Below are 20,611 nucleotides of genomic sequence, written 5' to 3'. Positions count from 1 at the left end.
TCCCGTTTCGTGGAAAAAAGCGGCCGCGAATGATACCGCGACCCGCCCCCTGGGCCAAACCCCCGGTCACCGGCCCGTCGGGGGCCGCGACAGGAACCCCAGCCAGTCCTTCATGAGGGCGAGGTTCTTCTGCAGGTACCACCGGCCGTTGGCGAACACCCCGTAGTCCGCGCCGGCCATGGCCGAGGCGAACCGGGTGGAGTTCGCGTAGAACAGCCACTGCTCCACCCACATCTTCTCGATGGCCTCGTCGAAGGGGTTCCCGCCCTGGCCGGGCCCCCGGGCCAGCCCGGACTCCCAGGCCCGCAGAAGGATCTTGGTGGCCTCGAGCGTCAGCGCGTTGGTGGTCCGGACCGTGTGGTCCAGCCGCTCGAAGTGGCCCCGGATCCACTGGCCGCTGTGGCACCCCGAGCACACCGAGCGCATCCGAGCCTCCCGCCGGGCCTGCTCGGCCCCGTCGATCAGGAACTCGGCCACCGGCTCCCCGGACAGCTCCGACGGGAGGGAGAGCCCCCCCTTGTTCCGGATCACCGTGGTGTCGCCCGAGCGGGGGTGGGCCGTGGCGTAGGGCAGCCCGAACAGGCGGTACTTCAGCCGGTCGGCCATCTCGTGGGTGCGCGGGGCCAGCACGTCTCCCCCCGGGCTCACGATGAGGCTCGCGTGGCAGGTGGCGCAGGTGGGAGCGGTGAAGTCCCGGCCCACCACCCAGGGAACGCCCTCAAGGTCCCACGAGCCCCTGGACGACTGATACACGGCGTTGTGCTTGCTGACCTCGTACACCTTGTAGGCCGGCACGTCCGGCCCCTTGTGGCACTGCTCGCACGCGTCCGGCTCGCGGGCCTCCTCGATCGAGAACCGGTGGCGGGTGTGACACGAGGTGCACGCCCCCTTGGTGCCGTCGGGGTTGATCCGACCCACCCCCTGGTTGGGCCAGCCCCGGAGCCTGGGGAACTCCATCTCGCCCATGGCCGTGTCGCGGGTCTCCATACCGTCCACCGTGACCCGGGTTCCGTGGCAGGCGAGGCAGGCGTCGCCGAGCGTCCGCTCGTCGGGGGGGCTCACCACCAACCCCTGCCCGTCGTACGTGGTGGGCCCGGCCGCCGCCGCCACCAACGCCCCGTACAGCGGGTTGCCCATCAGGTTGTCGTGGGCGTTGGCCATGAGGTTGCGGCCGTACTGCTCGCGCTCCTCGGGGTGGCAGGTGGCGCAGTCGGCCGGGGTGACCACGATGTGCACCCGGAACCCGTTGTGGTCGAAGGTGTCGGGGTGGGCGTCGGGGTTGCGGGTGTGACACTCGGCGCAGCCCACCACCACGGTCCGGAGCGCCTCGGGCACGGAGGCTGCCGAGACTCTGCGCTCGAGCTTCGGCCGGTCCAGCGCCTCCCCGGGCGTGGTGTGGGCGTGACGGCTGCGGCGCCAGTCCGCCACGATGCCGGGGGTCACCTCCTCGTGGCATCCGATGCACGCCTCGGTGTCGTCGCTCACCGGTGTCTCCGAAGCCCCCACCCGTGCCGCAGCCAGGGCGACCACGACGGCCGCGGCCAACGCCCCCAGGCTCTTCATGATCGCGCTCCTCTCTCCGATGCCGGAATGGTCCGTTTGCTGCCCGGCCCCGGGCCGGGGCCGCCGGTATCCCTTACCACAGGCCGCGGGCACCGCAAGGGCGCCCCTTTCCCCAAGCCCTTGGACGAGCGAACGCCGCGCCCCCATGGGGACGCGGCGTTCGTCCGGATTGGGCCCCGGGGCACAGACCGGTCAGGCTGCTCCCTTCTCCTTCAACTGGGCCGCCATCTTCACGTCCACGTTCATGATGTGGTTGCGCAGCCAGTCCACGACCTTGTTCTGCACCTGGAGCGTGAGCGACAGGCTCCCCGCCCTCTTCTCGTTCTCGGCGGCCAGGGCCTCGAACTCCTTCTTGAACCGGTCGTGGATCGCCTTGTGCTCGGGGTACTTGGGGTAGCCGTACTTCTTCATCAGGGCCTCTTCGTCGGCGAAGTGCTCCACCACGTACCGCCCCAGAAACTCCAGCACCTCCCCCACCATCTCCCGACCCTGCCCCTCCTTCATCGCGTCCAGCAGCTTGTTGATCCTTCGGATCAGCTCCTTGTGCTGGGCGTCGATCTTGGCGATGCCCGTGGCCATCTTGGGTTCCCACTGCATGGTCCTTCTCCTTTCCGTCACACCGGCCCGGGGGCCGGGTCGGCGAACAGGGGGTAGCGTTCGAAAGGGGGTTGTGCGGGCAAGGGGAGGGGCGACGATCCGACGATAGCGGCCCCGTGCACTTGCAAAGATCTATCGTCATGAGGGGTGGGAACCTTTAGCCCCCTCGGGGGGACGAGCCGTCCCCGCCTTCCGTCGCTTTGACCTGGGTCAAGGTTTTTCATTTTCTTATCCCCCAAACCAAGTTCTAGTTTGCCTGAGTCGGCAAGTCGTGGAATAGTGACTCTTGCTTGCGTGGATTCACCGGCTCTCAACACGGCCATTCTCGGCCACCCGGTCAACCGCCCGGAGCCGGCCGGGAACGAGCACCCGTCCTGATCCGCGGAGGGGTTGGATGGGCCTGCGCGTCACTGTTCCGGACGATCGCTACTGGAAAGAGCTGATCAACTGCCAGGCGGCCTGCCCCGTGCACACGGACGCGCGGGGGTATGTGCGGGCGATCGCCTCGGGTGAGGATGAAACAGCGTATCGGATCGCCCGGGGACCCAACCCCTTGGCCTCGGTCTGCGGCCGGGTGTGCAGCGCGCCCTGCCAGGAGGCCTGCCGCCGGGGCAAAGTGGACGAGCCCATCTCCATCCGGGCGCTGAAGCGTTACGTGACCGAGCGGTTCGGTACCGAGGCCCCGCCGGACCGCACGCTGGCCCGCCCCGAGAACTTCCAGGAACCGGCAACGCCAGACGCCGACCAGGACGAACTGGCCCACCTGTTCCGGGCCCGCGCCGAGGGGGCCCTGCCGCCCCCCGAGCGCCGGCGCGTGGCGATCATCGGCGCGGGGCCCGCGGGGCTCGCCTGCGCCCACGACCTGGCCCTGATGGGCGCCCGGCCGGTGGTCCTGGAGATGGAGCCCAAGCCGGCCGGCATGATGTACACTGGCATCCCGGCGTTCCGGCTCCCCCGGGAGGTGCTCGACGCCGAGATCCGGGCCATCCAGGACCTGGGGGTGGAGATCCGTTGCGGGGTCCGGGTGGGCCGGGACGTCGGCTTCGACGACCTGCTCCGGGAGTTCGACGCGGTGGTGATCGCCGTGGGGGCCAAGCGCTCCCGGAGCCTGGGCATCCCCGGCGAGGACGCCGAGGGGGTGCTCGGCGGGGTGGAGTTCCTGCGGCAGGTGGCCTTCGGCGCCCCCCCGCCCCTGGGGAAGCGGGTGGTGGTGATCGGGGGCGGGTTCACGGCCCTGGACTGCTCCCGGTCCTCCCTGCGGGTGGGGGTGGACAGCGTGGTGAACGTGCTGTACCGCCGCACCCGGGACGAGATGCCGGTCACCGAGGAGGAGCTGGAGGAGGCCCGGGAGGAGGGGGTCAACTTCCAGTACCTGGTGACCCCGGTGGCCATCGAGAAGGACGAGCAGGGCCGGGTGCGCGGCGTGCGCCTGGTGGAGAACCGGCTGGGCCCGCCGGACGAGAGCGGCCGGCGCTGGCCGGAGCCGATCCCCGGGTCCGAGCGGATGGAGCCCTGCGACACCGTGATCCTGGCCATCGGCCAGCGCACCGATCTGGACTTTGTGGATCCCGAGCGCCACGGGGTGCGGTTCACCGACTGGGGCCTGCTGGAGATCGACGAGGACACCCTGGCCACCACGGCCGAGGGCGTGTTCGTGGCCGGCGACGCCGCCCTGGGCGCGGCCAACATCGTCACGGCGGTGGCCAGCGGCAAAAGGGCCGCCCGGTCCGTGTACGCCTACCTCTCCGGCCGGGAGATCGCCCCCCGGCTCCTGGAGCGCCACCGGGATCTGCCCGGCTTCCGGCGCGAACCGGGCTACGAGGCCCTCCCCCGTACCCCGGTGCCCCTGGAGGAGGTGCAAAAACGGCTCTCCTCTCCGGGCCGCCTCGTGGAGCGGGGCTACGACGAAGCCCTGGCCCGGCGCGAGGCGAGCCGGTGCCTGGACTGCGGGGTGAACCCGATCTTCGACAGCGAGCGGTGCGTGCTGTGCGGCGGGTGCGCGGACGTGTGCCCCATGGGCTGCCTCAAGCTCGTGCCGTTGGCGGACCTGGAGCTGGACGACGAGCAGCAGCGCCTCGCCCGGGAGGTGATCGGCGAGGGGTGGGAGCAGGCGAGCGCCATCATCAAGGACGAGGATCTGTGCATCCGGTGCGCCCTGTGCGCCCAGCGGTGCCCCAACGCGGCGATCACCATGGAGCGGGTGGAGTTCCAGGAGGTGTGGCCATGAGCGTCTCGACGGATCCCCCGGTCAAGCGAAGGGACTTCCTGGGCCTGGCGGCCCTGGGCAGCTTTCTGGCGGCGGTGGCGGCCTCGGTGGGCGGGATGCTGAGCCTGGCCTTCCCCCGGGCGTTTCCCGAACCCTCCCGGCGCTACAAGATCGGGCTGGCCAACGACTTCCGGGTGGGGGAGGTCCGCCGGCCCGAGGGCCGCAACGTGTTCATCTTCCACCGGCCCGAGGGGTTCGTGGCCATCTCGGCCGTGTGCACGCACCTGGGGTGCATCGTCAACCAGGCCCCCCCGGGGTTCGTGTGCCCTTGCCACGGATCGAGGTTCGACCCCGACGGCAAGGTCCTCCAGGGCCCGGCGCCGAGCCCCCTGCCCTGGTACGAGATCTCCCTGGCCCCCGACGGCCAGCTCCAGGTGGACGAGAGCCGGACCGTGTCAGCCGGCACGTACTTTCAGGCATGACAAGGGGATGACGGCATGAGCCAGCCCAACCCGATCGCCGGCGAAGCCCACGAGCCCCCCCCGGGCGGACTGGCCGCGTTGGTGGCCAACCTGAAGGCGCTGCCCCAGACCCTGAAGCGCAGCCTGGTGCGCCACGGCCCGCCCGTCACCGACCGGGCCCGGTCCGAGGCCGTGACCCAAAACTTCTTCCTCCATATCCACTCCGCGCGGGTCCACCGGTGGAGCCTGAGGCCCTCGTTCACCCTGGGACTGGGGCTGATCGCGTTTTTCAGCTTCGTGATCCTCGCGGTCACGGGCGTGCTGCTCATGTTCTACTACAAGCCCACCACGGCCCTGGCCTACGACTCCATTAAGGAGATCCACTTCATGGTGCCGGTGGGCCGGATCATCCGCAACATGCACCGGTGGGCGGCCCACCTGATGGTGGCCTCGGTGATCCTCCACATGGTCCGGGTGTTCTTCACGGCCTCGTACAAGGGCGGCCGCCAGTTCAACTGGGTCCTGGGGATCCTGCTGTGGGTGCTGACCATGGCCCTGTCCTACACCGGGTACCTGCTCCCGTGGGACCAGCTCGGGTACTGGGCCATGGTGATCGGCACCAACATCGCCACCTCGATCCGGGAGGTGACCGACGCCCTGGGCATCACCCGGTACTTCGACCCGGGCGCGTACATGCAGGCCGCCCTGGTGGGGGGCCGGGTCCTCGGGGACGAGGCCCTCATCCGGTTCAACATGATCCACTGCATCCTGCTGCCCCTGCTCACGGCCGTGTTCATCGGGGTGCACTTCTGGCGCATCCGGAAGGACGGGGGGCTGTCGCGTCCGCCGGACGCCGATGCCGTGCTCGGCCCCCCGCCCGAGGACTGCCGGCCGGTGTTCACCCAGGAGCCCAAGAAGACCTACGGGCTCATGGCGCTGGTGCGGGGCAAGAGCCCGGCCGTGGGCCGCGGCCCGGAGAACACCCTCCCCTCCTGGCCCCACCTGTTCTATGCCGAGGCCACGGTCCTCATGGTCACGGTGGTGTTCCTGCTGGCCTGGGCCTTCCTCCAGGATGCGCCCCTGAAAGAGCCGGCCAACCCCCTGGTGCCCGAAAACCCGGCCAAGGCGCCCTGGTACTTTCTGGGCCTCCAGGAGCTCGTGTCGTACTCGGCGTTCATGGGGGGCATCGGCATCCCCACGGTGGCGCTCCTGGGGCTCGCCCTGGTGCCGTACCTCGACCGGGAGCAGACCGTGTCGGGCCGGTGGTTCGGGGGGAGCGCCCGGGAGAAGCGCATCGCCCTGGTGTCGGCCGCGTTCGGCCTGACCGCGGTGCTGGGGCTCGAGACGTTCGCCATCGCGTTCGGGTGGCTCCGCAACTGGTTCCCCGACATCCCCCAGATTGCCGTGATCCTGTTCAACCCCGGCACCGTGCTCACGGCCGTGTACATGCTCTGGTCCCTGCTGGTGGCGCACCGCACCGGATCAACCCGGCTGGGCGCCGTCGGTTTGTTCACCTGCTTCCTGGCCGGTTTCCTGGTGCTGACCATCATCGCGGTCTGGTTCCGGGGGCCCAACTGGGTGTTCTACTGGTGGCCCACGCTGTGGCCGACACACTAGGTGGATCATGGGCAACGATCGAGCCGACACGTCCCCCCCGAAGGGTGCCTTCCCCTCCTCGCGCCGGTGGAAGCTCGCGCTGCTGGCGAGCTCGCTTGCGGCCCTGGGCCTGATGGCGGTGGCCGCGGTCCGGGAGAACCTGGGGCTGGAGTGGCGCGGCTACCAGCGGGCTTACAAGGAGGCCGTGCTGGCCCGGGCCGCGGACGACCGAGCCCGGGCCGCGGCCGAGCGGATCCGGGTGGAGGTGCAGCAGGTGGTGCTGCCCGAGCTGGGCCGGCTGGACCGGTGCGTCACCTGCCACGCCGGCGTGGACAACCCCAGCCTGGCCGACGCAGACCCGCCCCTGCGGGCCCACAGCGGCGACTGGCTGAAGACCCACCCCCTCGGACGGTTCGGCTGCACGGTGTGCCACGACGGCCAGGGCCGCGCCCTGGAGAAGGCCGACGCCCACGGTCAGACCCGGTACTGGCCCGAGCCCCTGCGCACGGGCGAGCTCGTGTACACCAACTGCGGCCGGTGCCACCACGAGAACGACCTCTACGGCGTCGAGGCGATCCAGTACGTGGCGGGCGTGCCGCCCCGGCCGATCACGACCGATGAGCTGGACGCGGCCCTCCCCGGAAGCGCCTCGGTCGCCCGCGGAAAGCGTCTGGTGGTGGAGTACGGCTGCCTGGGCTGCCACAAGTACCGGAACCGAGGCGGGTCGCTGGGGCCCGACATCACCCATGTGGGCGACAAGGGGCCCGAGGGGTTCGACTTCTCGCACGTCCAGGGGGAGCGCACGGTCCGCCAATGGCTGTTCGAGCACTTCAAGCGGCCGGCCGCCGTGAGCCCCAACACCCTGATGCCCGACCTGGGCCTCACCGACCGCCAGGCCGAGGACCTCACCAACTACATGCTGAGCCTGCGGGAGAAGGCTGCCCCGGCCTCGTACACCCCGCCGCCGCCCCGGGGAGACGGCGAACCCCTGGACGGCAAGCGGCTGTACCGCATGTTCTGCTCGGCCTGCCACGGCCGGGACGGGCAGGGCAGCACCGTGCGGGACCCCCTCCTGGCCCAGGCCGCGGACCGCCCGCTGGACCTGATGGTGCCTTCGCTGAACAACCCGGACACCCTGGCCGTGGCCAGCGACCACTACCTGGCCACCATCGTGAAAAACGGCCGGCCCGGCACCACCATGCTCGCCTGGGGCGATGCGGAGGGCGGGGGGCTGCTGCCCGAGGAGGTGGACCGGGTGGTGGCCTACATCCGCTCGTGGCAGATCCCCGGACCCGACCGGGCCCGCATCGCAGCGGCCAAGGGGGACCCCCGGTCCGGGCGGATCCTGTTCCGTCGCAACTGCGCGGCATGCCACGGCCGCCGGGGCGAGGGGGGGATCGGCGCATCCCTCAACTCCCCGGGGTTCCTGGCCGCGGCCTCGGACGCGTTCCTGGCCGCCACCATCCTGGACGGCCGGGAGAACACGGCCATGCCGGGCTGGCGGCGGCTCACCGAGCAGGAGGTCTCGGACCTGCTGGCGTTCCTGCGCACCTGGCAGCCGAGGCGCAGCGACCGGGCTGCGGTGCTCTCGCTCCTGGAGGCCGGTGACCCCCGGGCCTCCGAGCGCATCGGCCGGATCCTGTACCGGACCAACTGCCGCACCTGCCACGGCCTCGACGGCATGGGGGATCTGGCGGTGTCCCTGGCCACCCAGGAGTTCCTTGCCCTGGTGGGGAACGACTACCTGTACACCACCATCGTGTCCGGCCGGCCCGGTACCGGCATGCCCGCCTGGCGCCATCTGTCGAGCGAGGACGTGGCGTCGATCATCCGCTTCATCCGCTCGTGGCAGACCGAGCCCAGCCGAAGCGTGCCCGCGGGGGCCGGGCGTGGCGACCCATGGGTGGGCCGGGCCCTCTACCGGGACAACTGCAGCAAGTGCCACGGCGAGGCGGCCGAGGGGGGGGTGGGCCCCCAGCTCAACAACCCGGTGTTCCTGGCCTCGGCCACAGACGGCATGATTCTCGAGTGGATCCGCAACGGCAAGGTGGGTACCCAGATGCTGGGGTTCGCCCGGGCCGAGCAGGGGATCGGCGAGCTCACGGACCGGCAGATGCGTGACATCGTGGCCTACCTGCGCACGTTCCAGGACCGGCCGCGGGTCTCGGTGAAGCACTCCCCCCACGGCGTGCCCCAGCTGGGGGAGATCTGGTACCGGCAGTCGTGCTCCCAGTGCCACGGCGAGGCCGGGGAGGGGGCGAGCGGCCCGGCCCTGGCCAACCTCTCGTTCCTCCGGAGCGCGTCCGACGGGTTTCTCATGGCCACCATGGCCATGGGCCGCGACGGCACCGAGATGCGGCCGGTCAAGAAGGGGCCCCAGTCCATCCTGGATCTCACCAGCGACCAGATCAACGACATCGTGGCCTACCTGCGCTCCCTGGAGCACGCCCGGCCCCCGGGGGACACCCCCCACCGGTTCGTGATCCCCTGGGACCTGGCCCGGGGCCAAAGGCTCTACGAGGCCAACTGCGCGGGCTGCCACGGGATCAACGGAAAGGCCGAGATCGACGAGCCCAAGCTCTCCTCGTGGGCGCCCGCGCTCAACAACGAAGGCTTCCTGGCCGCGGCCACGGACGGGTTCCTCCAGGCCACCATCGTGAAGGGCCGCGCAGGCACGGCCATGCGCCCCTTCGGCCGCGGGTTCAACGGCCTGGTGGACCTGACCATGGACGAGATCGACGACCTCGTGGCCTACATCCGCCACTGGTCCCGGGCGGCACCCTCGCCCATGACCCTTCCGGCCGAGCGCAGCGTGCTGGCCGCGGCCCCGGCCCGGTGAGCGGGGGAACCCGGAGATCGAACGAATGAACGGCCTTCGAGCGTTCCAGCGTTCCAGCCTTCCAGCCTCGTAAGGAGAAGACCCATGCAACGCCGTCGCGGACCCGTGCACTTCGACCGAAGGGAGTTCCTCAAGATGGCCGCCGGAGCCGGCGTCGTGTGCGCCGCGTCCAAGCTGGCCCCGTTGGAGCTGATCGAGGCGGCCCACGCAGCCCCTGCGAAGCCCCCGGCCGGGGTGAGGCTGCTCCAGTCGGCCTGCCCCTACTGCGGGGTGGGCTGCGGCACCCTGATCAAGGTCCAGGACGGCAAGGTGGTGGGCATGGTGCCCGACAAGAAGCACCCGACCAACCGGGGGATCCAGTGCATCAAGGGCCTGAACGCCCACGAGCCCATCTACCGGGACCGGCTCACCAAGGTGCTGGTGCGAAAGGACATGACCGATCCCCTGCGGGATCACGTGTCCAGCACCAAGGGCCGGTTCGACGACAGCGTGTTCACGGAGATGCCCTACGAGGAGGCCGAGGAGCTGGTGGCCGAGAAGATCGCCGAGATCGTCAAGGCCAAGGGCGGAAATGCCGTGGGCCTCAACGGCTCGGGCCAGCTCACCATGGAGGCCCAGTGGATCGAGAACGTCCTGATGAAGGGGGTGATCGGGTCCAACTCCATCGAGGCCAACGCCCGCATGTGCATGACCTCGGCCGTGACCGGGTACTTCCACTCCTACGGCTCGGACGCCCCGCCCACGAGCTACGAAGACATCGAGCACGCGGACTTCATCTGCTTCTGGGGCCACAACGCCCGGGAGGCCCACCCGATCCTGTTCTGGCGGGTGGCCGACTACAAGAAGCGCACGGGCATCCCCACGCTGGTGGCCGATCCGAGGAAGACCGGAACGGTGATCGGGCTGGAGTCCATCGACCCCAGGAACAGCTACCACCTCCAGACCCTCAACGGCGACATCAGCTACCAGAACGCCATCGCCCACGTGCTGCTCACCCGCTACCCCCAGGCCCTCATGCCCGAGAAGTGGCTCGACGAGAACGTGAACGGCTGGCGCGAGTACGTCACGGGCGTGAAGGAGCGCTACTCGCCCCAGCAGGTGGTGGAGCGGCAGCGGGTGTTCGAGAACGGCCGGGTCACCGTGGGGTTCATCGAGCAGGTGGCCAAGGAGTGGGCCGCGGCCACCGTCAAGGGCCGGCAGCGGGGCCGGGGCGGGGTGCTCTCGTTCTGGGGCATCGGGTACAACCAGATGCTCCACGGCCAGCACAACACGATCAGCATCATCAACCTGCACCTGCTCACGGGCAACGTCGGCCGGCCCGGATGCGGCACCCACTCCCAGACCGGCCAGCCCAACGCCATGAGCGAGCGGCTCATGGGCGGGCTCACCGGGCGGCTGCCGTTCAACCAGCCGCTGAAGAACGAGCAGTGGCGAAACCACATCGCCGACGCCTGGCGCGTGCCCCGGGAGCGGCTGGCCCAGACCGCGCTTCTCCAGAACCCGGGCATGGTCATCGGCATGATGGAGCGGGCGCTGAAGGGTGATCTGCTGGCCATGTTCTGGATGTACACCACCCACGTCCACCTTCCCGACGTGGAGACCCTGGTTCGGCCCGCCATGACCAAGATGTTCTGCGTGGTCCAGGACATCTACCGCCACGCACCCAACCTGCTTTACGCCGACGTGGTGTTCCCGGCCGCCACCTGGGGCGAGTGGGCCGGTGGCACCTACATCCAGTCGGAGCGGCGCATCTACGTCTGCGACGGCACGTCCAACCCGCCGCCCAACTGCCGGCCCGACATGGACATGGCCATCGACAAGGGCAAGGCCCTGGCCCGGAAGCTGGGTCTCGACGCGGACCGGATCTTCCCCTACGAGAAGAAGATCCCCTTGGGCAACGGGCTCATGGCCTACGATCCCGAGGACGTGTTCCGGGACATCGTGGCCGCGAGCAAGGGCTCCGACGCCGATGTCAGCGGCATGCTCGAGGTAGAGCGGCAGGACGGGGTCAGCCTCTACGATCAGCTCCGGAGGCTCCGGGGCGTGCAGTGGCCGGCACCCACCGTGGAGCTGGCCCGCAAGGGCGGGGTACCCCGCCGGTACCTGGGCCAGGAGGGCTGGGCCGGCAAGCCTTACGGCGCCTTCCGCCACAAGGACGGCAAGGCCCGGATGAAGCTGTGCGAGCAGGACTACTCCCGTCTCAAGGAGATCACCGGGCAGCTCATGCGCTACGGCTATCGGGACCTGCCCGGCGCCGGACCGTTCCTGATCGACAACCTGGCCGAGGCCAAGAAGAAGGGGATCAAGAACCTGCTGGTCCAGGCTCGGGACGCGGGCCTCACCCCGGAACTGCCCGATCTGGACGCGTATCACGACCGGACCCTGGCCCTGGAGGACCACAAGAAGAAGGACCTGTACCCCTTCTGGCTCTCGCTCGGCATCGTGTACGAGCACTTCCACACGGCGAAGACGATCCGGGGGCCGACGACCCTGAAGCTGGTGCCCGAGCAGTACGTGGAGCTCAGCCCCGAGGACGCCGAGCGGTTCGGGCTGGAGGACGGCGACCGGGTGCGGGTGGTGACCCGTCGGGGCTCCTACGAGGCCCGGGTGTCGGTGGGGGTGGAGAGCCTGGTGCGGCCGGCCCGAACCGAGGTGCCGCCGGGGCTCGTGTTCAGCCCGTGGAACCTTTCCGTGGCCGACAGCGCCGATCCCCGGAAAAACCGGTGGCTGGTGAACGCCGTGAGTCACCGGGCGTGGGACCCGGTGAGCGGCCAGGTGGACTACAAGAAGCTCGCGGCCCGCATCGAGAGGGTGTGAGCCCGGAAAGCGGTCTCGGATGGAGCGCAGGCAGTTCCTCAAGAACGCCCTGTCGGTGCTGGTGCCGGGCGTGGGCGTAACCTGGTTGTCCCTGCGGCCCGGCTCGCCCCGGGCGGCCCGGGCCGCCTGGGTGAGGCCCCCCGGGGCGCTGCTCGAGGCGGAGTTCCTGGCCCGGTGCATCCGGTGTCAGCGGTGCGCGGACGCCTGCCCCAACCGGGCCATCGTGGCCCTGGGCGTTTCGGCCGGCGGCGGCATGGAGGGAACCCCTGCGATCCAGCCCCGCCGCCAGGCCTGCATGTTGTGCAACCGGGTCAAAGGCCAGTACCTGCGGTGCACCGAGGCGTGCCCCAGCGGGGCGCTCCAGCCCGTGCGCAAGGACCCCGAGGAGATCCAACAAAAGGTGGCCATGGGTAAGGCCGTACTCGACAAGGGCCTGTGCTACTCCTACAACAGCTGGACCTGCGGCGCCTGCTACCGGGCCTGCCCGTTTCCGGGCAGGGCCATGACCCTGGGGCTGTGGGAGCGGCCCGAAGTGAAGGCCGAGGGCTGCGTGGGCTGCGGCGCGTGCGAGCGAGCCTGCATCCGGTACCCCCAGGCGATCCGGGTGCGGCCGAGGGCGGCGTGATCCGCAGGGGACGTCGGGGCGCCCTCCGAACGATGCTGCGCCTCGGGGCCGGAGCCGCTGCATTCGGTGCGGCGGCCGTGGCAGCCCAGATGCTGCTCCGAAAACCCCGCGGAGCGGCGTCGGCGCTTCCGGTGGCGCGAAAGGACCCGGGCCGCCGGCTCGTCCGGCCGCCGGGCGCCGTGGGGGAGCCGGCCTTTCTGGCGGGCTGCATCCGATGCTACCGGTGTCAGGACGCCTGCGACGTGGGCGCGATCCGGTTCTTCACCGCGGGCGACGGTGCGCTCTTTCACACCCCGCACATCGACCCGGCGGTGAAGGGCTGCACCCTGTGCATGCGGTGCACCCAGGTCTGCCCCACCCACGTGCTCCGTCCCCTGGAGCCCAGGGAGCGCGGCCGGGTGCGCATGGCGTCGGCCGAGCTGCGCGAGGACCTGTGCCTCTCGTACAAGGCCAAGCGCATCCGGGACGAGCAGGCCATGCTCATGGCCCTGGGCCGGGAGCCCACCGAGGCCACGGCCATGGCGGAGCGGCGGGGGCCGTGCGGCGAGTGCTACATGTTCTGCCCTCTCCGGGAGCGGGCCATCCGGCTGGAGCCGGGGGCGTTCCTGGCGCCGATCCTGGTGAAGAAGGAGTGCGTGGGATGCGGCATGTGCGAGGAGATCTGCCGGGTGGTCACCCGGGGACGGCCGGCCATCCGGGTGGTCGCCACCCGGGGAATGGTGTGAGGGAGCCGTGACAGCCCGACAGAGACGACACGGGTGGATCCAGGCGCTCCGGCGCCTGGTCCAGATCGGCACGGTGTGCCTGGTGGTGGGCCTTGCCCTGGCCAGCCTGTACGCCCACTACCGGGCGGCCCGGGCCCTGGACGAGATGCGGGCGGTGGAGGGCCCGGTGGGCTCGGGGCTCCGGGTCGTGGACCGGCTGGTCTCCGGCCTGGACGATCCCCGGGCGTTCCTGGATGGGTTCAAGGGAAGCCTGTGGTCCATGCGGCTCGCTGGCTGGGACGTGACCGACCCCCTGGCCGCCCTCGAGGTGATCGCCACCTCCAAGGTGTTGCACCCCCCGCTGCTCCTGGCAGCGGCCGTGCCGGTGCTCCTTGCCCTTCTGCTGGGCCGGGTGTTCTGCAGCTGGGTCTGCCCCGGGTACCTGCTGTTCGAGGCGGGCGGAAAGCTTCGGAGGCTCCTACGTTGGGTGGAGCTCCCGCCGGCAGAGGTCCGGTTCTCGTACCGAAACAAGTACCTCTTTCTGGCGGTGGGGCTGGTGGTGGCCGCGATCACGGCCCGGCCCCTGTTCGCCCTGATCTACCCGCCTGCCGTGGTGAGCCGGCTCGTGCACGCCTGGGTGTTCGGCACGGCGCTGACCGGCATGCTCGTGGTGCTGGGGCTGATCCTGGCCTTTGAGGTGTTCGTGTCGCCCCGGTGGTTCTGCCGGAGCCTGTGCCCCGGGGGGGCACTGCTGGGAGTTCTGGGACGGGGCCGGCCGGTGCGCGTGCGGCTCGAACCGCACCGGTGTACCCACTGCCGCAGGTGCGAGCCGGTGTGCGAGCAGGGCCTGAACCCCGTGACCGAGAGCTCGGGGATGGAGTGCGACAACTGCGGCCGGTGCGTGCGGGCGTGCCCGGAGGACGCGCTGGCCTATCGGGTGGGCATCCAACGGATGCGGTCGTCCGACGGGCCCGGACGAGCCGGGTCTCTGGCCGCGGCGCTGTTCTGGGGAGCCCTCGCCCTGGCGGTTTTGGCGCCGACCCCGGCCCGGGCCCACCATATCCTGGGGCTGCCCCATTACTCGTATAAGGAGAACTACCCCCAGGTGCCCACCCTGGAGTACCCGGCGAGCGCCGGCCCCTACGACGTCCTGCTCACCAGCTACCCGGGCAAGCCCCCGCCCGGCGAGCCGGCCAACCTGGCCTTCTACATCAAGAACCGCGCCACCGGCGAACCCTACGGCCAGCCCGTCACGGTACGGGTGCTCCAGACCTTCACCTTCGGCCGCAACCGGGAGCTCCAGCCGCCCATCCGGATCGAGCCGTTCGACCGGGTGCACAAGCTCACCGTCACCTTCGACAGGGAGGGGGAGTACGTGGTGGAGCTTGCCATGGAGGTGGAGGGCCGGTCCGAGGTGATCCCGTTTCGGATGGTGGTGGGGGATCCGTCGTCCGCCGCATCGGTTTTGGCCGCGGTGGGAGGGGGGCTGGCGGTGTTCCTGATCGGGGTGCGGGCGGTGCGGATCAAGCGCCGTCGGCGCCAGGCCCAGGAGGCGGGGGCATGAGGCGGCTGGGCGTTGCGTTTCCGTACCTCTTCTTCGGGGCCATGGTCCTTCTGGTGGCCTGGTCCAACTGGAGCGCCATGAAGCCGGCCATGGCCATGCGCTCCATGGAGGGCATGGAGGGCATGGAGGGCCATGGGGGGATGCAAGGGGGGATGGCCGGCGCGGTCACCGACCCGGTGTGCCGCATGCAGGTAAACCCCGGCTGGGGTTACGCCGAGACCTTCGAAGGCACCACGTTCCACTTCTGCACCGAGCGGTGCAGGAAGCTCTTCCGTGCAGACCCCGAGCGGTACGTGCGCGAGCGGTGCATGGTGTGCGAGGCGGCGGTGGATCCCTCCACGGCCCTTCCCTCCACGTACCTGGGCAAGACCTACTACCTGTGCTCGGCCGAGCACCGCCAGGCGTTCCAGCTCGATCCGGCCCGGTACTTCATGCACACCATGTGGGGCATCCCCCAGTGGATGTACTACGTGTCCATCGCGGCGGTGCTCCTGGTCTCGTTCGTGTGCTTCGAGGGCCGGCCGGCCCGGCCGCGACGCCCCACCCCCCCCGGCCCCTCGTCAGACCACCCCGATCGGGTGGACCTGCTGCGGTTCGGCGTGATCCGCCGGGCCGTGCGGTCCCGGGCCTTCCGGGCGGCCTGCCAGCTCGCGTTCGTGGCCGCGTTCGCGCTGATCCTGGTGGCCGGTCTGTTCGGCGACCAGACGCCGGGGCTGAACATCGCGCCGCTGCTCACCTGGACGATCTGGTGGTGCGGGCTGGTGATCGTGCTCCTGTTCGCGGGCAAGGCCTGGTGCTACGTGTGCCCCTGGGACGCCATCGCCACCTGGATGGAGCGGCTGCGGCTGTGGAGGAAGACCGACCAGGGCCTGGGCCTGGGCCTGCCCTGGCCCCGGAGGCTGCGGAACATCTGGCTCGCCACCGCCCTGTTCGTGGGGCTCACCTGGATCGAGCTGGGGTTCGGGGTGACCCTGAGCCCCCGGGCCACGGCCTACCTGGGCCTCGGGATGCTGGTGATGACCATCGTGGCCGTGTTCCTGTTCGAGCGCAAAAGCTTTTGCCGGTACGGGTGCCTGGTGGGCCGGGTGAGCGGGCTGTACGCCCTGTTCGCCGGAGTGGAGATCCGGGCCCGCGACCGGAAGGTCTGCCGTTCGTGCGCGAGCAAGGAGTGCGTCCGGGGCAGCGCCGCGGCCTACCCCTGCCCCACCTTCGAGAACCCGGCCCGGATGTCCGTGAACACCTACTGCATCCAGTGCACCGAGTGCATCCAGGCCTGCCCCCACGACAACATGACCGTGAACCTGAGGCCCTGGGGCGCGGATCTCGCCGCCCTCGGCAAACCCGCGGTGGACGAGGCGTACCTGGCCCTGCTGATGCTCGCCATCACCGGGTTCCACGGCTTGACCATGACCCCGGCGTGGCCCCAGCTTCTGGAGTGGCTCCAGGCCGGGGCGGGCATGGGCGAGATGGGGGCGTTCACTGCGGGCATGGCCCTGATCATGGGGCTGCCGGTGCTCGTGTACGCCGTGCTCGTGGCCTGGTCCCATCGGATCGCCACCCGGGGCGACCCGAACCCGGTCTCCTACGGCAGCTACTTCGTGCGGTACGCCTACTGCGTGCTGCCCATCGCCCTTTTCTACCACCTGTCCCACAACCTGGAGCACCTGCTCATGGAGGGACCCAAGGTGGTGCGCTTGCTCAGCGACCCCCTGGGCCGGGGCTGGAACCTTCTGGGCACGGCCGCGTGGAAGGTGCCCCCGCTGGTCTCCCTGGACGTGCTGTGGCTCCTCCAGGTGGTCCTGGTGGGGGTGGGGCACGTGTACAGCCTGTGGGCCGCCCAGAAGATCAGCCGGGGGTTGTTCCCGGACCCGGCCCGGGCCCGGCGGGGCCAGATCCCCATCCTGGTCGGCATGATCGCCTTCAGCGTGTTCAGCCTGTGGCTGCTGAAGCAGCCCATGGAGATGCGAACCTCGGCGATGTAGGTCTTTTTGCCCCGGTTGATACCGGGTTCCGTCCGAACAGAGAGGACTCGGGGGGGAGAGGGGTGATGCGCTGCCCCGGACCATCCCGTCCTCCCCGGCAGGGGCGGAGGTCACGGGGTGCTGCCGAGCCATCCCAGCAGCCGTTCCTCCAAACCGGCCACCCAGGCCGCAGCCCCGGCCGGCACGAGCCGGTTGAGCACGGCGAGCTGGCCGGTGGCCACGAGAAGGCCCAGGGCCAGCAGGAGCACGCCCGACACCATGCCCGCGGTGTGGAGGTACAGGGTCCTGCGGCCCACGCGCACCTCCCAGGCCCGGCCGCGAAGCAGGCGCCATACCCTCCCCCGCCGGTCCAGGCGCCCCAGGGCCGCCGAGACCCCCATCAGGGGCAGCCCCAGGCCCAGGGCAAACGCGAAAAGCAGCGCTCCCCCGGCCAGGGCCCCTTCGCGGGTGGACGCGAGCACCAGCACCCCTGCCAGGATCGGGCCCACGCACGCGGTCCAGCCCACGGAGAACGCGAGCCCGAACCAGAACGCGCCCCCATGGCCCGTGGCCGGACGGCCCCGGAGCCGAAGGCCTTCAAACCCCTTGCCCAGGAACGAGGCCACCCCGAAGGCCGCGATGAGGGCCCCGGCCGCGCGCTGGATCCAGGGCATGGGTCCCCGGAGGGCCGCGCCCACGAGGCCGGCCGAGGCGCCCATGGCCGAGAAGCTGAGGGCGAGCCCTAGGAAGAACGCCACGGTCCGGCCCAGCACCGTCCGCCGGGTGCTGCCGGCCGCAAAGGCGAAGTAGGCGGGCAGCACCGGTAGCGAGCAGGGCGACAGGAACCCCAGCACCCCGGCCAGGAACGAGAGCACCAGCAGGGGCAGGAACGCAGGCCGGGCCCGGCCGGGGCGGGGGCCGACGAGCTCCCGGTACGCAGCCAGAAGGTCCGCCCCCTCCGGCCCCTCGGTGATCCGGCCCTTGAGGGCTGTCACCGCCCGGGCCGCGGCCTCCAGGTAGCGCTGTTGCCCGCTCCAGCGGCCGGCGGCCACCATGAGGAGGGCGGCCGCGGCGTTGGGCCCCAAGGGTTTCTCGGCCACGAAGGGAGGCTCGCCCGGCGCGGGAAGGGCCACGTTTCTGGCGAAGAATCCCCCCAGCTTGGGGTCCCGGAGCCGGGACCACACGAACCGGCCGAGCTCCTGGCCGGCCCGGGCCAGCCCGGGATCGTCCGCGGCCTCGGCCGCCTCCAGGAACGCCAGGCCCAGGAACGCATTCGCTTCGAGCCCGCCGTCGCCCTGGCCGTTCCCGGCGGCCGGGTCGTAACGGTCGAACGCGCCCTCCGGGCCCACCAGGTATCGCCGGGCGAGCCCGAGCACCTCCCGAGCCCGGCCGTGAAGCCCCGCGGCCGTGAGGGCCCGGGCGGTCCAGGCTGCCCGGATCGCGGTGATCCGGCCTGCGGCGAGATCCACCTCCCACAGCCGGGCCGCCTCCCGGGCCTCGATGGCCGCGCGCTCCCGGAGGGAGGGATCCTCCAGCGCCCGGGCCGCCGCGGCCAGCGCCAGGGCCCGCAGGCCGTGCCCTCTCAGATTCCGGGGGGCCTGGGGAGCATCGAGCCGGGCCGCCCAGGCCCGGAGCGCCCGCTCCGAGCGGTCCGGGCCGTGGAGGAGGGCATAGGCCACCACCTCGGGCGCTCCGGCCCACCGCCGAAGCACCTCCGCCTCGGCCCGGCGGAACGCGTCGGGAGGGAATCGCCGGGTGAGCAGGCCGGCCGGCCCGTTCCCGGCCGCGACCCAGGCGAGGCCACGGCCCTCCTGGCCGGCTGCCGGCCCTGCCGCCAGGACGAGCAGGATCGCGAGACCGGCCAGCCGGCCCATGGCCCCTTACCGGCCGGATCCCAGGAGCCGGGCCGCCACCCGGTCCAGGTAGGGCGACACCGGCTCGGCCCGGCCCGCCTCGACCCGCCGGAGCAGGTGGCCGGCCGTGAGCCGGGCGAGCTCCAGGTGCCGGTCGTTCCGGGTGATGCGGTGGGCCCGCAGGAACACCCAGGCGGCCAGGGCGTTCTCCTCGAAGGGCTTGTCCGGCGAGAACAGCTCGTCGGCCCGGTACAGGTCCTGGCTCGTGCTGCGCCGGGCGAAGAAGCCGCCCTCGGCCGGGTCGAACAGGCGCTCCTCCAGGATCGCGAGCACCCGGTCCAGGGCCTTGCGGTAGGGCCCGCCGGGCTCTTCCTCCAGGGCCCGCACCAGGGCCGCGGCCACCCAGGCGTTGTCCCGAAGCTGGCCGTCCAGCCGGGCCCGGCCGTCCCGGGGATCGTAGTAGCTCCAGACCCCGTTGGGCCCGAGCATTCGGTCCACCAGAAAGCCCAGGCCGGCCAGGGCGGTGCGGCGGAGGCCGGGGTCGCCCCCGGCCCGGGCCGCGTTCAGGAGCGCGATCGCGGCGCGGGCGCTGGGCGCGGCGTAGGTGGTGGGATCCACGGCCGGCGGGGCCACCCGGGACCGCTCCTCCCCGGTCAGGTGGTAGTACACCTCGTCGGCCACCTGGCTTCCCAGGAACCGGCCCTCCGTTGGGTCGAACAGCCGCCGGCCCACGTACCGGGCCGTGGCCACGGCCGGCGACCGGTAGCCCCGGTCCGGCCAGGCCCGGTGGGCTGCGAGCAAGAGGTCGATCAGGGCCGCGTTGTCGAAGAGCATCTTCTCGAAGTGGGGCACGGTCCAGTCCCGCCGGGTGGCGTACCGGAAGAACCCGCCCTCCACCGGGTCCAGCAAGCCGGCCAGCAGGTGGTCGGTCTGGAGGGCGTCCACCCCGTCGAGCCGCCGGGTGTCCTGGCGTCTAAGCTCCAAGAGCAGCTGGAACGGCGGCCTGGTGCGCCGGGCCGGCCTCTGGGCCCGACCCAGCACGTGGTCCAGGGTGGTCCGGAGCCACTCGTCCCAGCGGGTCTCGCCCCCCCGAAACCGCTCCACCAGGCGGCGCAGCACCTCGGCCCGGGGCTCCTTCTGGGCCAGGCCGAACCCGCCGAACGCCGGGTCCCGGGCCCGCCAGAGGGTGTCGCCGAAGCCCTGCCGGTACCGCTCCAGCACCTCGGGGGCTGGCGGGGCGGCAGGCCCGGTGGGCTCGGCCTCCCGGGCCCGGGTCTCGGGCCGGTACCCTTCCTCGAGGTAGGCCAGGGTGCGCCGCAGGTTGGCCAGGAGCTGGTCGGCCGGGATCACCCCGGGAACCGACACCAGCGGCGTGCCGTCGGGCGCAAACACCACGGTCACGGGAATGCCCGGGCCGGGGTACCTGCGGGCGATGTCGGGCCTCCGGTCGTAGTCCACGAACACGGGCACGTAGCTCTCGTTCAGGAGCCGGGCCACCCGCGGGTCGGCCAGCGAGGTCTCCTCGTAGATCTTGCAGTTGAAGCACCACACCGCGCTCACCACCATGAACACGGGCTTGCCCTCGGACCGGGCCCGCTCGAAGGCCGTCTGGGCGTACTCCTGCCACCGCACCGGGCCCTTGTGGTGGGTGTACGCCTGGGCGGGCACCGCAGCCACGACGAGGAGCAGGGCACCGATCCACGAAAAAACCCGCATGGCTCGCCTCCGGCTCGTGGGGTCCTTTCATACGGCTTTACTTCTGAAAACTTACCCGATACGTTTTGTTTGTGTAGTGCCCTCGTCGTAGAATCTCGAGCGCTCGTTC

13 protein-coding genes are annotated in these 20,611 nt (G+C 71.1%); 9 read left to right on the top strand and 4 right to left on the bottom strand.

What is annotated here, in order from left to right; all coding sequences use genetic code 11:
• Positions 1 to 66: 66 nt before the first annotated feature.
• Positions 67 to 1,563 carry a multiheme c-type cytochrome gene (locus DEFCA_RS0114650; protein ID WP_025323759.1) on the bottom strand — a complete coding sequence of 499 codons (1,497 nt, stop codon included), beginning with the start codon at positions 1,561 to 1,563 and terminating at the stop codon, positions 67 to 69.
• 192 nt (positions 1,564 to 1,755) lie between these two features.
• Positions 1,756 to 2,160 (bottom strand): bacteriohemerythrin, encoded by a 405-nt coding sequence (locus tag DEFCA_RS0114645; RefSeq protein WP_025323758.1) that lies wholly within the window; start codon positions 2,158 to 2,160, stop codon positions 1,756 to 1,758.
• A gap of 394 nt (positions 2,161 to 2,554) precedes the next feature.
• Here DEFCA_RS0114645 and DEFCA_RS19705 point away from each other — a divergent pair, with 394 nt between their 5' ends.
• From DEFCA_RS19705 to DEFCA_RS0114600, 9 genes are all read left to right on the top strand, one after another.
• Positions 2,555 to 4,387, top strand: coding sequence for an FAD-dependent oxidoreductase (locus tag DEFCA_RS19705; protein ID WP_025323757.1), 1,833 nt, complete (start codon positions 2,555 to 2,557; stop codon positions 4,385 to 4,387).
• The gene (locus tag DEFCA_RS0114635; protein WP_025323756.1) at positions 4,384 to 4,848 is read left to right on the top strand and encodes a QcrA and Rieske domain-containing protein; all 465 of its coding nucleotides are present in this window, start codon (positions 4,384 to 4,386) and stop codon (positions 4,846 to 4,848) included. Before DEFCA_RS19705 ends, DEFCA_RS0114635 begins: the two co-directional genes overlap by 4 nt.
• Positions 4,849 to 4,863: 15 nt before the next feature.
• Complete coding sequence (locus tag DEFCA_RS23610; RefSeq protein WP_025323755.1) at positions 4,864 to 6,444, top strand: cytochrome b N-terminal domain-containing protein; 1,581 nt, start codon at positions 4,864 to 4,866, stop codon at positions 6,442 to 6,444.
• Positions 6,445 to 6,451: 7 nt separating this feature from the next.
• Complete coding sequence (locus tag DEFCA_RS0114625) at positions 6,452 to 9,262, top strand: c-type cytochrome (protein WP_025323754.1); 2,811 nt, start codon at positions 6,452 to 6,454, stop codon at positions 9,260 to 9,262.
• Between the two features lie 84 nt (positions 9,263 to 9,346).
• Positions 9,347 to 12,079 carry a molybdopterin oxidoreductase family protein gene (locus DEFCA_RS0114620; RefSeq protein ID WP_051463265.1) on the top strand — a complete coding sequence of 911 codons (2,733 nt, stop codon included), beginning with the start codon at positions 9,347 to 9,349 and terminating at the stop codon, positions 12,077 to 12,079.
• A 19-nt stretch (positions 12,080 to 12,098) separates the two neighbouring features.
• On the top strand, positions 12,099 to 12,704 hold the full coding sequence (locus DEFCA_RS0114615; protein ID WP_025323752.1) for a 4Fe-4S dicluster domain-containing protein: 606 nt from the start codon (positions 12,099 to 12,101) through the stop codon (positions 12,702 to 12,704).
• The gene (locus DEFCA_RS0114610; protein ID WP_169709599.1) at positions 12,701 to 13,429 is read left to right on the top strand and encodes a 4Fe-4S dicluster domain-containing protein; all 729 of its coding nucleotides are present in this window, start codon (positions 12,701 to 12,703) and stop codon (positions 13,427 to 13,429) included. The genes DEFCA_RS0114615 and DEFCA_RS0114610 overlap by 4 nt, the downstream gene beginning before the upstream one ends.
• A 7-nt stretch (positions 13,430 to 13,436) precedes the next feature.
• Positions 13,437 to 14,972 carry a 4Fe-4S binding protein gene (locus tag DEFCA_RS0114605; RefSeq protein ID WP_025323750.1) on the top strand — a complete coding sequence of 512 codons (1,536 nt, stop codon included), beginning with the start codon at positions 13,437 to 13,439 and terminating at the stop codon, positions 14,970 to 14,972.
• On the top strand, positions 14,969 to 16,954 hold the full coding sequence (locus DEFCA_RS0114600) for a YHS domain-containing protein (RefSeq protein ID WP_025323749.1): 1,986 nt from the start codon (positions 14,969 to 14,971) through the stop codon (positions 16,952 to 16,954). Before DEFCA_RS0114605 ends, DEFCA_RS0114600 begins: the two co-directional genes overlap by 4 nt.
• A gap of 110 nt (positions 16,955 to 17,064) precedes the next feature.
• Here DEFCA_RS0114600 and DEFCA_RS24330 read toward each other — a convergent pair whose 3' ends face one another.
• The gene (locus tag DEFCA_RS24330; protein WP_025323748.1) at positions 17,065 to 18,807 is read right to left on the bottom strand and encodes a cytochrome c biogenesis CcdA family protein; all 1,743 of its coding nucleotides are present in this window, start codon (positions 18,805 to 18,807) and stop codon (positions 17,065 to 17,067) included.
• Positions 18,808 to 18,813: 6 nt separating this feature from the next.
• Entirely contained in the window at positions 18,814 to 20,502 is a 1,689-nt protein-coding gene (locus DEFCA_RS0114590) for a DUF255 domain-containing protein (protein ID WP_025323747.1), read from the bottom strand.
• Positions 20,503 to 20,611 lie beyond the last annotated feature (109 nt).

It is taken from the genome of Deferrisoma camini S3R1, from assembly GCF_000526155.1.
Classification (GTDB): Bacteria; Desulfobacterota; Deferrisomatia; order Deferrisomatales; family Deferrisomataceae; genus Deferrisoma; species Deferrisoma camini.
This window is presented reverse-complemented; position numbering and strand designations above follow the sequence as displayed.

Excerpts from the sequence above, each read along its gene's own strand:
- DEFCA_RS0114650 (WP_025323759.1), bottom strand. The coding sequence starts at position 1,563 with ATGAAGAGCCTGGGGGCGTTGGCCGCGGCCGTCGTGGTCGCCCTGGCT.
- DEFCA_RS0114645 (WP_025323758.1), bottom strand. The coding sequence starts at position 2,160 with ATGCAGTGGGAACCCAAGATGGCCACGGGCATCGCCAAGATCGACGCC.
- DEFCA_RS19705 (WP_025323757.1), top strand. The coding sequence starts at position 2,555 with ATGGGCCTGCGCGTCACTGTTCCGGACGATCGCTACTGGAAAGAGCTG.
- DEFCA_RS0114635 (WP_025323756.1), top strand. The coding sequence starts at position 4,384 with ATGAGCGTCTCGACGGATCCCCCGGTCAAGCGAAGGGACTTCCTGGGC.
- DEFCA_RS23610 (WP_025323755.1), top strand. The coding sequence starts at position 4,864 with ATGAGCCAGCCCAACCCGATCGCCGGCGAAGCCCACGAGCCCCCCCCG.
- DEFCA_RS0114625 (WP_025323754.1), top strand. The coding sequence starts at position 6,452 with ATGGGCAACGATCGAGCCGACACGTCCCCCCCGAAGGGTGCCTTCCCC.
- DEFCA_RS0114620 (WP_051463265.1), top strand. The coding sequence starts at position 9,347 with ATGCAACGCCGTCGCGGACCCGTGCACTTCGACCGAAGGGAGTTCCTC.
- DEFCA_RS0114615 (WP_025323752.1), top strand. The coding sequence starts at position 12,099 with ATGGAGCGCAGGCAGTTCCTCAAGAACGCCCTGTCGGTGCTGGTGCCG.
- DEFCA_RS0114600 (WP_025323749.1), top strand. The coding sequence starts at position 14,969 with ATGAGGCGGCTGGGCGTTGCGTTTCCGTACCTCTTCTTCGGGGCCATG.
- DEFCA_RS24330 (WP_025323748.1), bottom strand. The coding sequence starts at position 18,807 with ATGGGCCGGCTGGCCGGTCTCGCGATCCTGCTCGTCCTGGCGGCAGGG.
- DEFCA_RS0114590 (WP_025323747.1), bottom strand. The coding sequence starts at position 20,502 with ATGCGGGTTTTTTCGTGGATCGGTGCCCTGCTCCTCGTCGTGGCTGCG.